The organism is Frankia sp. ACN1ag (assembly GCF_001414035.1).
GTDB lineage: Bacteria > Actinomycetota > Actinomycetes > Frankiales > Frankiaceae > Frankia > Frankia torreyi.
This window is the reverse complement of record NZ_LJPA01000023.1, coordinates 1-12,291: the sequence shown is the minus strand read 5'-3', so window position 1 is coordinate 12,291 and position 12,291 is coordinate 1. Positions and strand designations below refer to the sequence as shown.

At 67.1% G+C, this 12,291-nt stretch carries 13 protein-coding genes and 7 pseudogenes; 14 read left to right on the top strand and 6 right to left on the bottom strand.

Features of this window, described 5'->3' with window-relative positions; translation table 11 throughout:
• Window positions 1-61: 61 nt before the first annotated feature.
• From UK82_RS20080 to UK82_RS20075, 3 genes and pseudogenes are all read left to right on the top strand, one after another.
• Window positions 62-1,243: an acyl-CoA dehydrogenase family protein gene (locus UK82_RS20080; protein WP_044886503.1), complete on the top strand. Its 1,182-nt coding sequence runs from the start codon at window positions 62-64 to the stop codon at window positions 1,241-1,243.
• Window positions 1,240-1,454 (top strand): annotated as a pseudogene (locus tag UK82_RS41590) (acyl-CoA dehydrogenase family protein); the annotation flags it as partial. The gene UK82_RS20080 and the pseudogene UK82_RS41590, both read left to right, overlap by 4 nt.
• 1 nt (window position 1,455) lies before the next feature.
• On the top strand, window positions 1,456-2,430 hold a 975-nt coding region (locus tag UK82_RS20075; protein WP_236706179.1), incomplete at its 5' end, for an acyl-CoA dehydrogenase family protein.
• A gap of 6 nt (window positions 2,431-2,436) precedes the next feature.
• Here UK82_RS20075 and UK82_RS42975 read toward each other — a convergent pair.
• The gene (locus UK82_RS42975; protein ID WP_044886539.1) at window positions 2,437-2,973 is read right to left on the bottom strand and encodes a hotdog domain-containing protein; all 537 of its coding nucleotides are present in this window, start codon (window positions 2,971-2,973) and stop codon (window positions 2,437-2,439) included.
• Window positions 2,974-3,229: 256 nt separating this feature from the next.
• Here UK82_RS42975 and UK82_RS38920 point away from each other — a divergent pair.
• From UK82_RS38920 to UK82_RS38910, 5 genes and pseudogenes are all read left to right on the top strand, one after another.
• Window positions 3,230-3,853 (top strand): annotated as a pseudogene (locus UK82_RS38920) (NADH:flavin oxidoreductase/NADH oxidase); the annotation flags it as partial.
• Window position 3,854: 1 nt separating this feature from the next.
• A pseudogene (locus UK82_RS38915) lies at window positions 3,855-4,381 on the top strand (NADH:flavin oxidoreductase/NADH oxidase); the annotation flags it as partial.
• A complete protein-coding gene (locus UK82_RS20060; RefSeq protein WP_044886501.1) occupies window positions 4,378-4,857 on the top strand; it encodes a nuclear transport factor 2 family protein in 480 nt (159 codons plus the stop codon). The pseudogene UK82_RS38915 and the gene UK82_RS20060, both read left to right, overlap by 4 nt.
• Before the next feature lie 48 nt (window positions 4,858-4,905).
• Window positions 4,906-5,552 (top strand): annotated as a pseudogene (locus UK82_RS20055) (enoyl-CoA hydratase/isomerase family protein); the annotation flags it as partial.
• Between the two features lies 1 nt (window position 5,553).
• Entirely contained in the window at window positions 5,554-5,676 is a 123-nt protein-coding gene (locus UK82_RS38910; protein WP_236706203.1) for a hypothetical protein, read from the top strand.
• A gap of 10 nt (window positions 5,677-5,686) precedes the next feature.
• Here the strand turns inward: UK82_RS38910 and UK82_RS20050 are convergent, their stop codons facing one another.
• Window positions 5,687-6,283, bottom strand: a complete 597-nt coding sequence (locus tag UK82_RS20050; protein WP_052681224.1) for a TetR/AcrR family transcriptional regulator — start codon at window positions 6,281-6,283, stop codon at window positions 5,687-5,689.
• A gap of 681 nt (window positions 6,284-6,964) precedes the next feature.
• On the opposite strand from UK82_RS20050, the gene UK82_RS20040 reads away from it, so the two are divergent.
• Together UK82_RS20040 and UK82_RS20035 are read left to right on the top strand one after the other, a co-directional pair.
• Window positions 6,965-7,159 carry a helix-turn-helix domain-containing protein gene (locus UK82_RS20040; RefSeq protein ID WP_044886498.1) on the top strand — a complete coding sequence of 65 codons (195 nt, stop codon included), beginning with the start codon at window positions 6,965-6,967 and terminating at the stop codon, window positions 7,157-7,159.
• 64 nt (window positions 7,160-7,223) lie between these two features.
• The gene (locus UK82_RS20035; RefSeq protein WP_152989956.1) at window positions 7,224-7,556 is read left to right on the top strand and encodes a hypothetical protein; all 333 of its coding nucleotides are present in this window, start codon (window positions 7,224-7,226) and stop codon (window positions 7,554-7,556) included.
• A 179-nt stretch (window positions 7,557-7,735) separates the two neighbouring features.
• Here the strand turns inward: UK82_RS20035 and UK82_RS42970 are convergent.
• Together UK82_RS42970 and UK82_RS42965 are read right to left on the bottom strand one after the other, a co-directional pair.
• Window positions 7,736-8,237, bottom strand: a pseudogene (locus UK82_RS42970) (hypothetical protein); the annotation flags it as partial.
• Between the two features lies 1 nt (window position 8,238).
• A pseudogene (locus UK82_RS42965) lies at window positions 8,239-8,581 on the bottom strand (hypothetical protein); the annotation flags it as partial.
• Between the two features lie 287 nt (window positions 8,582-8,868).
• Between UK82_RS42965 and UK82_RS38900 the strand changes: the two are divergent.
• Both UK82_RS38900 and UK82_RS20025 read left to right on the top strand, forming a co-directional pair.
• A pseudogene (locus UK82_RS38900) lies at window positions 8,869-9,139 on the top strand (IS6 family transposase); the annotation flags it as partial.
• A gap of 181 nt (window positions 9,140-9,320) precedes the next feature.
• Window positions 9,321-10,199 (top strand): ZIP family metal transporter, encoded by an 879-nt coding sequence (locus UK82_RS20025; RefSeq protein WP_044886495.1) that lies wholly within the window; start codon window positions 9,321-9,323, stop codon window positions 10,197-10,199.
• 164 nt (window positions 10,200-10,363) lie between these two features.
• Here UK82_RS20025 and UK82_RS20020 read toward each other — a convergent pair whose 3' ends face one another.
• A complete protein-coding gene (locus UK82_RS20020) occupies window positions 10,364-10,609 on the bottom strand; it encodes a DUF86 domain-containing protein (RefSeq protein WP_044886494.1) in 246 nt (81 codons plus the stop codon).
• Between the two features lie 43 nt (window positions 10,610-10,652).
• Here UK82_RS20020 and UK82_RS34400 point away from each other — a divergent pair, with 43 nt between their 5' ends.
• On the top strand, window positions 10,653-10,982 hold the full coding sequence (locus UK82_RS34400) for a TetR/AcrR family transcriptional regulator (RefSeq protein WP_052681223.1): 330 nt from the start codon (window positions 10,653-10,655) through the stop codon (window positions 10,980-10,982).
• Window positions 10,983-11,659: 677 nt separating this feature from the next.
• Window positions 11,660-11,845 carry a hypothetical protein gene (locus UK82_RS38895; RefSeq protein WP_236706178.1) on the top strand — a complete coding sequence of 62 codons (186 nt, stop codon included), beginning with the start codon at window positions 11,660-11,662 and terminating at the stop codon, window positions 11,843-11,845.
• A 259-nt stretch (window positions 11,846-12,104) separates the two neighbouring features.
• Here UK82_RS38895 and UK82_RS38885 read toward each other — a convergent pair.
• Window positions 12,105-12,291: IS66 family transposase (locus UK82_RS38885; protein WP_236706177.1), on the bottom strand; the 187-nt coding region annotated here is incomplete at both ends.

The following is a 12,291-nucleotide window of genomic DNA, read 5'->3' as shown; positions in this document are numbered from 1 at the left end:
AGCCGATTTCTGAGCCCGTCCGGTCGTCAACCCGCGGTCACCATCGTCGAAGGGATCCCCGATGTCCACCAGCTCCGTGGCGCTGTCCATCCTCACCGAGGAGGAGCGCGAGTTCCAACAGGTCGTGCAGCAGTTCATGAACAGCCACGTGCGTCCCATCGTCGCGGAGATGGAGCGTGCCGGTCAGCCACCGCAGGAGCTGCTCAGGCTCATGGGTGAGCAGGGAATCCTCGGCTGCTTCGCCCCGGAGGAGTACGGCGGCGGCGGGGGCAGCCTCATGACTCGCGCGATCGTGGCCGAGGAGACCGCTCGCGTCGACGCCGGCCTCGACGCGACTCTGTTCGTGAATCTCAGTCTGGTCGCCCGTCACCTCATCAAGCGTGGCACGGAGGAGCAGAAGAAGAAGTACCTTGCCCCGCTGATCGCCGGCGAGGCGTCCATGTCGATCTGCCTGACCGAGTCCCATGGCGGCTCCAACGCCCTGAGCCCTCGGACGACCGCACGCAGGGTGGGCGACGAGTGGGTCATCGACGGCTCGAAGACCTTCATCACGAACGCACCCATCGCGACGATGTTCATGGTCTTCGCCAGGACCAGCGGCGAGGATCGGCGCGCCCGCGGCGGTACCTGCTTTCTCGTCGATCGGGATACGCCGGGCCTCACCGTCGGCAAGCCTTTCGACAAGCTGTCCCTGCGGAGCTCACCGACCGCGGAGGTGTTCTTCGACTCCGTCAGGGTCTCGGCGGACCAGGTCCTCGGGGAGGTCGACAACGGTTTCTACTACATGCTCGAGGGGCTGGACCTGGAAAGGGTCTTCGAGGGGGCGTCCAACACGGGTATCACCCAGGCCTGTCTTGACCTCGCTGTCGAGTACTCCAGCGAGCGAGAGGTCTTCGGTCAGCCGCTGTCGACCTTCCAGCTGACGCAGGACAAGATCGCTCGGATGGCGACCGGTGTGGAGATGTCGCGGGTGATGTTCTATCACCTCATCCGTGCCATCGAACGCGGCGAGGAAGTGACGCGGGCAGCGGCGGTCCTCAAGCTCTACAGCTCGGAGGTGGCGGTCGAGGCCTCGCGCGAGGTCGTCCAGATCCTGGGGGGCTATGGCCTGATGGAGGAATACCCCGCGGCACGGCTCTACCGCGACGCGAAGCACCACGAGATCGGTGCCGGAACCAGCGAGATCCAAAAGCTGATCATCGCGCGGGAGACCTACAAGGCCGCGGGCAGGGGCAGGGGATGACGTTGTCGGGAACCATGTCGCTGGAAACCACCAACCGGTACCTGTCCGACGAGGCGCTCGAGCTCCGTGCGGTTCTGCGCCGTTTCATCGACGAGCAGATGCCGCGCAGCGCCGCCGCCGAGTGGGACAAGGCGAACGAGTTCCCTCGCGACGTCTTCGACCAGCTCGTGGGGATCGGAGTGGCCGGGCTGGCCATCCCCGAGGAGTACGGNGGCCTGGGTCGCGACATACACGCCACACTCATGGTGATCGAAGAGCTCTCCCGACGCAGCTCGGCGGTCGCGATCCCGTACATCATGGCGAGCTGTTACGCGGGAATGACCGTGGTGGAGTGCGCCAGCGAGGAGCAGAAGAAGCGCTGGCTTCCCGAGATCGCCCAGGGTCGCCTGCTGTTCGCCTACGGCTGGACCGAACCGGACGTGGGCGCGGACCTGGCGGATGTGCGGACCACCGTACGTCGGGACGGGAACGAGCTGATCGTCAACGGGTCCAAACGGTTCTGCACCGGGGCTGAGATCAGTGACTACATCTACACGCTGGCCACCTCCGATCCCGACGCTCCGCGCTACCACAACCTCAGCACGGTCCTCGTGCCCAGCCGGGCCGAGGGCGTGACGATCACGACGATCGACGCGATGGGGCTCAAGGGCAGCGGGACGACCGACGTCGTCTTCGACGACGTCCGGGTGCCCCTCGCCAACCTGATGGGGGGTGAGGAAGCCTGGAACCGTGGCTGGTCGCTCATCACCGGCGCCGGCCTCGACATCGAGAAACTCGAGGTGGCCGCCATGGCCCTGGGCCTCGGCGCGGCCGCCTGCGCGGATGCGCATGCCTATGCTCAGGAACGCCGGCAGTTCGGCGTCCCGATCGTCAGGCACCAGTCCATAGCGCACTCACTCGCGGACATGCGAGTCAAGCTGTATGCATCCCGCCTCGTGCTCGACGATGCCGCGGAGCTGGCGAACCGCGGCGTCCGCTGCGGCGTCGAGACCTCGATGGCCAAGCTGTTCGTGACGGAGACGTGCAAGCAGATCGTGCTCGACGCGCAGACGGTCCTGGGTGCCTATGGCTACGTCAAGGACTTCGACATGGAGAGATATGTGCGCGACGTATTGTTGATGCCAATCATCGGCGGATCCTCCGCAATTCAGCGGAACAACATTCACAAATGGTCACGGCCACGCTAGCGCGAGTCAGGCGGAATCATGAAACCGATGATCGCCAGTATTGTCCGGCCGCGGCTCGATCCACAGTCCTTCGGCCTCCGTGACGACCTCCCCGGCGTAGGAGAGCACGCCCCGGACGGTCCGCTTCCGACCGTCGACCGCCGCGATCCAGGCTCGACAGGAAAGCTCGGTCGCCACCGGGACCAGCCGGCGGTAGTCGATGTGAAGATAGGCCGTGCGGGCGACTCTCCCGACCAGTCCCGAGTTGGCGAGCCTACCCAGGAGGTCGTCGAAGAGCAGTCCAAGGGAGCCCCCATGTACGGCGGCTGTCCCCGCGAAATGAGGGCTGAAGCGCACGCGACCGACGAGCTGCTTGCCATCCTCCAGATCGATGGAAACCGGCGGCACCAGGCCCCGCTCGGCCGGCTGGAATCGCGGGTTCTCGGGCGAGTGCGCGGGAACCCGGGGATCCTCGGGGATGATGGGCAGAGCCTCGACCCGGGTGGCCAGATCGCGCACGACCCGGCGGCCGTCGTCGAGAACGACCGGATCCGGCTGCGCCATCGAGAGAGCGTCGAGCAGACGGATGATCTCCGCGGCGAGGCCCGTATAGCTTTGCCGGCCGAATTCGCTCGGGGCGTCAGGGATCACGTCGAAGTCCTTCCTTCGCGAGAGAAGAGAATCGTATCAAACGTACGCCCGACAGTTGTCATCGCTCGCGAGAAGAGCCGCATCCACACGCATGACCCACGTTGATTGACAAACGCCCGGCCCATATCACGGCCGATATCACGGCGAGCACACCGGCAAGGACGGTATCGTGGTGAACACCCAGCAGCAATCTCGTGGGCTCTTCGAGGAACTGACGGTGGGGGAAGTAACTTTCCGTAATCGCATCGCGGTATCCCCCATGTGTCAGTACTCGGCCGTCGACGGCCTCGCGAGCGACTATCACCTGGTGCATCTCGGACGATTCGCGATGGGTGGTTTCGGGCTGGTCATGACGGAGGCGACGTCGATCTCTCCCGAGGGTCGGCTCACCTACGGCGACGTCGGCCTGTGGCGAGATGACCAGGGCGACGCGCTACGGCGCATCGCCGACTTCGCGCATGGTCAGGGGGCACGATTCGGCATTCAACTCGGCCACGCCGGCTCCAAGGCCGCCACGTTGCCGCCGTGGGTGACCGAGGCCGATCGGCCCGCGGACGGACGGTGGGAGATCTTTTCGGTCACCGATCAGCCCTACGCGCCGGGCTGGCAACGCCCCAGGGCTCTGACCACCACGGAGCTGGCGGAGCAGCTGCGGGACTGGCGCACGGCGGCGTGCCGGGCGGCCGAGGCGGGGGCGGACGTCCTGGAGCTGCACATGGCGCACGGATACCTGTTGCACAGCTTCCTGTCCCCGATCAGCAACACGCGCGACGACGAGTTCGGCGGCGACCGCNACGCCCGCATGCGATTCCCGCTGCTGGTCGCCGAGGCGGTCCGGAGGCAGTGGCCAGAGGACCGGCCACTGTTCGTCCGACTGTCCGTCGTCGACAACGGTCACGACGGCATCGACCTGGAGCAGACCATCGAGTTCGCGGGTCGGCTGAAGGCCGTCGGCGTCGACGTGATCGACTGTTCGTCCGGCGGCATCGGCGGCGTCTATGTCCACAGCATTGGTCCGGGCTACCAGGTCGACTGGGCGGCCGAGGTCCGTCGCCGCGCCGAGATCCGCACGATGGCCGTGGGCCACATCGTCGACGCCGGGCAGGCCGACAAGGTCATTCGGGCCGGCGCGGCCGACCTCGTCGCGATCGGCCGCGAGGCGCTGGTGGATCCCGCGTGGCCGATCCGCGCGCGGGAGGACCTGGGCCAGTACAGCGACCGGGACCGTTTCGCCCTCCTGCCCGTGCAGAGCCGGTCGTGGATCGCGAAACGAAGGCGGCAACTGGACAGGATGGCCACCCAGCGGGAACGGCGAGCATGAGCGCGGACCGGGACGTGACCGTCGGTGTCGAGGAGCTGCTGAGCAGGGCTCAGATCATCGAGCTCGGCGCGAAGTACTGCGTCGGCATCGACCGGGGGGACCAGACGACGTTCCTGTCCATCTGGCATCCCGACGGCGAGTACATCATCGGAACCAGGACAGGCCGGTTCCGCGGTCTCGCGGAGCTGCCCCAGGCGATCACGTTCGTCCAGCAGAGCTACCAGAGTACCCACCACTGGGCGACAAACCACATCGTCCGACTACTGGACGGGGAGCGCGCCGAGGGCTCCAGTGATTCCTTCGCCATCTGCGTGGGGCACGACGGCCTTCCGAGCCTGGTCGCGGCCTCGTACGACGATCTGTACCTGCGTCTCGACGGCGAGTGGCGGATCCGCACGCGCATCGTCAGGCGTTGGTTCGTCTCCGAGCCGATGAATCTCGCCCTGCTCAGGCCCGCCCGGATTCGGGCGGAATAGGTCAATCTCCCCCACAGCCACGTGCCGGGAAGTAAGGAGCAGTCCTGCATGAGCACATTCGAGTTTCTCCGTCTCGAGTCCGAAGGCCCGCTCAGCACCGTGTGGCTGGCCCGCCCGCCAGTCAATTCCGTCTCCCAGGCGATGTACCGCGAACTCGAGGACCTCTTCTCACGACCGGACCGGCATCTTCCGGGGGTGAAGGCCATTGTGCTGGCCGGCGAAGGTAGGCACTTCTGCGCGGGCAACGATCTGCACGAGTTCGGCACTCTCACGCCGGATAACTCGGACGAACGGATGGCAGAGGTGCGCGCGGCGTTCTTCGCGATCCAGGAGTGCCCCGTTCCGGTGATCGGCGCGGTCCACGGCGTAGCGCTGGGGACCGGGCTGGCGATAGCCGCGTCCTGTGACTTCGTCATCGCCGCGGAGAACGCCAGATTCGGGACGCCGGAAGTAGGCGTTGGAATCATGGGAGGAGCACGCCATCTCGCCCGCCTGGTGCCTGAGCCGATCGTCCGCTGGATGTACCTCACCGGCGACCCGATCGAGGCCGGTCGCCTGGCGGAACTCGGTGGCATCGTCGCCGTGGTCCCACCGACAGAACTAATCAAAAGGGCCCATGAGCAGGCACGTCGCATCGTACGCCACAGCAGCGCCTCGATCCGCATGGCGAAGCGCTCGTTGACCGGCATCGAGACNATGGACCTGCAGGAGGGATACATTTTCGAGCAAGGTCTGACACGAGAGCTGTCCAGGCACCCCGACTCACTCGAAGCCCGTCGTGCCACGCTCGAACAGCGCGCGGCTCGTTACACCGAGTGAATCGAGCGGGTCACCTGCTCGGCAGCCCGACCATGTTACGCGTCAGTCTCACAAACTCATCGGAAATGGAGGAAAGCCCAAGCGGGCCGGCCGGATCGTACCACCCGCAGATCCCAGTGATCATCGACAGGATGGCGTTCCTCAGGACCGGCTCGTTGGGCACGGCGAAGCGTTCCTCGTCGATTCCCTGCTGCAGGATCTCGGCGAGAAGGGCGTCGAAACGACGCCTGAGCAGCATGTATCTCTCGTGGCGCTGCCCAGAAAGCGAGCGAATCTCAATCGAGGCGATGAACGTCTCCTCACGGCGATCGACGTGCCACCTGACGAGGATGCGTACGTACGTCTCCAGACGCTGTTCGACGTCGCCCACGTCTTCCAGCCCGCCCTCCAGGTCGGCGACCACCTCCTGGAGCAGATCGATCAACAGCCGATGGAGAAACTCTTCCTTGCTCTTGAAGTAGTAGTAGATCGAGCCGGGCTTCAGGCCGGCCGCCTCCGCGAGCTGGCGGGTGTTCATGGCCTCGTACCCATGCTTGAACAGAAGATCGATCCCCGCCGCCTTGAGGCGGCTCCAGGTATCGGCCTTGTTGGAACCTGCGACTCTCACGCTTCTCCTCACTACCGTGCCACAGCCCGATAATGCTGCATTCCGAGATCTTGCCCGGGGCACCCGGGACCGCGATGTGAACGTGCACTGTCACCCGTTTCACGGACATGACTTCAGTGGACTATATCAGCCCCGCGCCACCCCTGAACATTGATGCCTCGCCCGCCCGATAGAGGCTCTCGATGTGTTCCGGGGTGTGGTAGTCGAGGGTGGAGTGGAGTCGCCGCCAGCGGAAGACGGCTACGATGTACTCGACGGTCACGCTACGGGCGGCGCGGCGGATAGGGTAAGTTTCCCGGTGGGCGAATTACTTTTTGAATGTGCCGGAAAAGGACTCGGCGGCGACATTATCCCAGCACACTCCGGTGGCGCCGACGAAGGGTCGTACGCTGCGCTTTTTGGGGTTCGATGGTAAGTGCCGGATGCGTGTTGGGCGCGTTCAACTGGTCGTCGCAACACCTCGATCTGGAGGTGTGGGAGTGGGGCGACGGCCGGGTTGGACGGCGGCGGCGACAGGTCCGGCGGGGTATGCGGGCGCCGGGACGGCCGCCGGTGGCGGGACGAAAGCATCGCCACCGATTCCGGGACGCGATCGCTCGTGGGCTGGCCAGCGAGGACACCGGCGTCGATGCCGGTGTGTCGCCGACGGTCGGGACCCGGTGATTCCGGCATGGTGGCGGAATGCCTCCTCCGGGCTTCTCCGCGTACTCGCCTCGGTATCTGTCGTTCGCCGAGCGGGATGAGGTCGCCCTCGGCCACGCCGGCGGGGACAGCGTCAGGGAGATCGCGCGGCGTCTGGAGGGGTCGCCGTCGACGGTCTCCCGGGAGCTGCGACGTAACGCTGGCGCTCGTGGCGGGACCGGGAAGGAGATCTGATCATCGGGTGGACCAGGCCCCCGCGATCGGCACCCTGGTTTGGCGCTCCACCCGGATCACGATCTTGCCGCATCTGCCGTGCCTGGGCGGCTACGGCCGTGGGTCCCGGGTGCCCAACGGCCCGCCGCCGGCCGGCCGCGGTGCCGAAACCGTCCGGGACGCGATCACGCTGTCGCCGGCCACGCTGCCCGGCCGCCTACGCCGGACCCTCACCTGGGAGCGCGGCAAGGAAATGGCCCGGCACGCCCGGCTGACCGCCGACACGGGCATCGAGGTCTTCTTCGTCGGGCGCGAGGGTGGCGCGGGACTGCCGGACCGCCTTGGTATCGGCGTTCCCGCCAGGATTCTTCGTCTGCTACGCGCCTACCATGGATCTGCTCTTCGGTGCCGGCCATGAAGAAGTCATGCGGAAGCTTGTGGGTGACCTGCGTTTCTTCGTGGATGGCGCGGCGACCGGCAGGCTTCTACCAAAGGGGCCATCTCGCAGGAGTTCCCGGCCGGGGTCCGCCGCGTGAGGCAGGAACCTGGCCGGCGAACCAGTCCACTCGGGCGACTCGACCAACCGGGGGGGCGCAGTCACACCAGTAGTGCGTCGTCGCTCGACGGGACGGGCAGGCCAGCGGGCTCGACGACCGTGCGGGGCCGAGGAAGGAACTTCGATGCGCCGTGGATGGCCAGGACACAGAGGGCCATCGTGAGAAAGGTCGCTGCCCACACGAGCCCGCGGGAGAAGTCCGCACCGTCCAGGTGCAACGCGATGATGATGGGGCTGCCGATGCCGAAATTCGCTCCGAACATCGTCATTGGGAAGGCAGCGAACAGCGAGGTCAGGCCCCAAGGACGGGAGACGCGCTGCCAGATCTGCACGGCCAGAACCGTGAACAGGACTGTCTGGGTGCCCTCGAGCACGCCGATCACGGCTGGGTAGTGCCAGATCCGCAACTCGTAGGGGCCGTAATAGGTGTAGACGTCGACGCCGGTACCGATCGCCTCGAAGGCGCACGAGGTGAGAATCTCCAGACCCCAGATTGCGAACAGTCCCTTGCGGGTCAGACGGCCTTCGTACATCTTCCGCCCCNCATATAGTGCGACGGCGGCGTACAGGATGATGTAGCCACTGTGCGTCCAGTTGGGCTGCACAACACCGAAGGCACTGAAGTGCGACCACATCGCACCAGGGGTACCGGAACTGTCCGCGTTGAAGAACCACAGGTCGAAGGCAACATCGTACAGTGGCTCGGCGAACGCCGCGACGCCCGCCGCGAGCACCGCGCAGAGATAGAACGGCGTCCGCTCCTTGCGCCATAAGTAGATCGCGATCAGGATCATCGCGAGCGCGATGGCCCAGCTCACCCAGGTGAAGATCGACTGCCAGAGCAGATTGAGCTCGTGCGACATCACGTCCTGCGGCATGCGTCCCAACGAGAGCCTCCTTGGCCGGAGTCATCGCACCTATGACGACCGTCACTCCGGAGGTTAGGTGGCGTCACAGGAGCGAAACCTCCCCCGCAGGGGGAATATCCCTCCTCCGGGCGAGGGAGGAAGGGGCGGGAGCACCACCGACGGACATCCAAGGCCCCTCCGCGAGGAAACGACCTGCCGCTCACCGCGATCCTCTCCGCGTCGGCATCAGGGCGGTTAACCAGGCCGGCTCTGTTGCATCCGGTCGGGGCCGGACTTTCGTGCCGACGGTGGGACCTGATCAGGTGATGGGTCGAGGTGCGGTCACGCCGCCGGTGCTGGTATCGGAGTTCGCCGAGTCCCGGCTCCCGGCTCCCGGCTCCCGGCTCCCGGCAGAGGTGATCATTCTGGCGGTTCGCTGATGCCTCCGGTACCCATTGTCGTACCGGGACATCGAAGGTCTGCTCGCCGAGCGTGGCCCCGAGGGCGATCAGGTGACCAGGTACCGGCGGGTGCAGCGCTGCACCCCCCTGCTGGCCGAGGCGGCCCGGGCCGTGCAGGCATCATCCCGGGGACAGGACGACGAGGCGTTCGCCGTCGCGGCGGCCCAGCCTTCGCACCGTCCTCCCGCCAACCTCGGCAGCGTGGTCACATCATCACTCGACCCAGGACGGCCGAAACACTCCCAACCTTCTCCTTGCTTCATAGCTAAGCCTTACCTAAGCTCAACCGGATTCGGCTGGTTTGACGGGGAGGCAACGTGAGCGAGACACGGACGCTGGTACTGGGGTTCATCGCGGGGGTCACGATCCTGATCGGGCTTCCCGTGGGGCGGCTACGTCGCCCGATGCCAGGAGTGCGGCAGTTCCTGAACGCGACCGCCATCGGCATCCTGATCTTCCTCGTGTGGGATGTGCTCGCGCATGCCTGGGAACCTCTCGACGCCGCGTTGAGCAAGGTCCATGACCACAGTGGCGGACTCGGCCCCGTCTTCGGCTACGGCGCGCTGTTCCTCGGCGGCCTGTCCGTCGGGCTGCTCAGCCTCCTCGGCTACGAACGCGTCCTCATGCGCCGGCCCACCCCGCCACAGCCGGAGCCGGGCGCCGGGGCGCGCTTCGGGCCCGGGGCAATGGCCGCCGACGAACTCGCCGCACTTCAGCCACCCACTACCACGGGCCTGTCAGCCGCCCGGCGGCTCGCGCTGACCATCGCGGTCGGGATCGGCCTGCACAACTTCGGCGAAGGACTGGCCATCGGAGGCAGTGCCGGCCGCGGCGAGATCACGTTGGCGACCCTCCTCGTGATCGGCTTCGCGTTGCACAACGCCACCGAAGGATTCGGGATCGTCGCCCCGCTCGCCGCCGACGCCGACCGGCCAAGTTGGGGATTCCTCCTGCTTACCGGGCTCATCGGCGGCGGACCCACTCTCATCGGCACCGCGATCGGCCGGCAGTTCACCAGCGACCCGCTCAGCGTGATCTTCCTGTCCCTCGCCGCCGGTTCCATCCTCTACGTCGTCATCCAGCTCATCGGCATCGCGTCCCGCGCTGGCCGCCGTGAGCTGCTCTATCTCGGAGTCCTGGCCGGCCTCGCCGCCGGATTCATCACCGACGCCGTCGTCACCGCCGGCGGCGCCTAGAGCACTACAGCCCCAGCGATCGCCGCGTGGTCTCTCGTCGCGGATGCGGCGTGGCGTGTGGCCGCTCAGGTCACGCGGTGTGAACCGAGGGCGGATGTCTGTACCACCAACGCCGACGGCCGCGCGTTCCGACGACCGGCGGCGTGATCAGTCGCGCGGGTCGATCACTGTGATTCCGGCATCCTTGGCCGCGACCGCGCGCCGGTCATCACAGATGTCCAGGCCGCTGCGCTCCAGCCCTCGTCGGAGAGCTGGCTGGCGGCCTCGCCGAGCACGGTGAAGTTCCACAGGAGTGCGTCGCGGCGCTGGCGGTCCGCCTCCAGATCGCCGATGGTGATCCCCTCGGTGAGTCTCTGCGCCTGATCGGCTGCCTCGATCATCTCGCCGAGCAGGAGGACGTCACGCCGCATCCACGGGCCGTGCTTCAGCCAGGACCGACGAGCGTAGCAACGGGTGGAGCCCGCGGACGGAGACCAGATCGACGGGCCGGCCAAACAGATCGGCGAGGTCATCGGCGAGCTGCTCGATGTCCCAGCCCAGACGCCGACCCGGCGCAAGGGTGTAAAAGCGAGCCGAGGCGGACCCAGCCATTCCACGCCCCGCCGGCACTTCCCGGACCGTCAGGCCCTGCTGGACGCCCTCGCCGAGGCCGGGTTCGCCCGGCTGGACGACGAACTATGCGCAGCATCCGCCGCCGCGGGGCAGGAGTTCCGGCCGCGCCTGCACGCCATAGCTGCGGCCGACCGCGGTTCGCCACCGAGGACGCCGCGCTGCTGGAACTGATGTTCACACCGGCAAGCACCGCGAGGGCGCCGACCGGCTCACCGCGGCCGCCGCCGCGCCCTTCGGGCTGATGCACGACCTGATCGCGCAGGGGCAGGCGCAGGGTGTACGCGAGCTCGGCGACCCGCAGCGCGGAGTGGGGATTGCCTGACAGAGTGGAGTGATGGACATAGGGGAGCCGGTCGCCTGGGCGCCGGGGATGTCGCTGCTGTCCGACGTCAGTCCGGCGGCGTGGGCAGCGGCTGCTCTGACCGCCACCACGTCAGCCGCGACGGTAGCGGCGATGGTGCCGCCCGTCTTCTCGGCCTATGCCAGGGTGCTGCCGCCGACGTACGACCGTGAGGATGAGGGACGGCGACACCGATGGTCCGAGATCGCCGCATGCCGAGGCGTGGCGCTGACCGCCGAGACCCGGTTCGACGACCTCGTCGCCGGNTCCGACCGCTGGGGGCGGCCCTCCGATGGAGGCCTGGACGCGCGGGAGACGGAGACTCTCGCGAGGGTCCTGTCCAGCTTCACCCATACGCCGGACCAGGCGTACTTCTGCCTCTGGGAGGGTTTCGGCCTCCCTGAGACGCGAGCCTGGGAGGACCGGCCGGTGCGCGTGCGGACCACGCACCGGGCGTACCACCTGCTCACCGGGCCGGTGAGCGCCGCCCCGGTGCTGCCGGCTACCGGTGGAGTGGAGGTGCGCGAGTCTGTGGTGGCCCTACGATCGGACCTGGCTCGTCGCCACCGAGATCGACGGCTACGCCACCTACCTCGGTGCCAGCCACGCCGCGATCGACGCGGTCCTCGCCGATCCCACGCTCGACGCCGTGGCCGCGCACCCCACCACCCCGCTCGATCCCAGCTATGGCTGACGTTCACCCACCCCCGCAGCTTGTCGTGTGACCTCCGAGCGTCACGCGGCGCGCAGTGTCGCCACGATCCAGGCCATGGCCTTGGCTACGGCTGCTGTAACTGGTCAGGTACCGCTTTGATCTTTGGTTAGGTGGTTGTGGGCATCCAGGGGCGGCCCTCGGCGAGTTGGACGAGGGCGGGGAACTGGGGGATGCCGTGTTTGGTGGCGGTGGACAGGTAGCTGCGGATCGCGCAGAACTGGCGGGCGCCGGNGAGGGNACGTAGGCAGCCGGAGACTTTCTGCCGCAGTTTGATCATGCGGATGTCGCGTTCGCAGCCGTTGTTATCTGCGGGAACCCTCAGGTCGCGGGTGAAACGCAGGTAGTCGGCTTCGCGGTCGACGAGCCGGCAGGCGAGTGCGTGGCGGGCGGCCATGAGTTTCGTGCCGCGCGGTGAGGTCTGGGTG

Bases quoted from the DNA above. Each gene is read 5' to 3' on its own strand.
- UK82_RS20080 (WP_044886503.1), top strand. From the start codon at position 62: ATGTCCACCAGCTCCGTGGCGCTGTCCATCCTCACCGAGGAGGAGCGC.
- UK82_RS42975 (WP_044886539.1), bottom strand. From the start codon at position 2,973: ATGGCGCAGCCGGATCCGGTCGTTCTCGACGACGGCCGCCGGGTCGTG.
- UK82_RS20060 (WP_044886501.1), top strand. From the start codon at position 4,378: ATGAGCGCGGACCGGGACGTGACCGTCGGTGTCGAGGAGCTGCTGAGC.
- UK82_RS38910 (WP_236706203.1), top strand. From the start codon at position 5,554: ATGGACCTGCAGGAGGGATACATTTTCGAGCAAGGTCTGACACGAGAG.
- UK82_RS20040 (WP_044886498.1), top strand. From the start codon at position 6,965: ATGCCTCCTCCGGGCTTCTCCGCGTACTCGCCTCGGTATCTGTCGTTC.
- UK82_RS20020 (WP_044886494.1), bottom strand. From the start codon at position 10,609: ATGCGGCGTGACGTCCTCCTGCTCGGCGAGATGATCGAGGCAGCCGAT.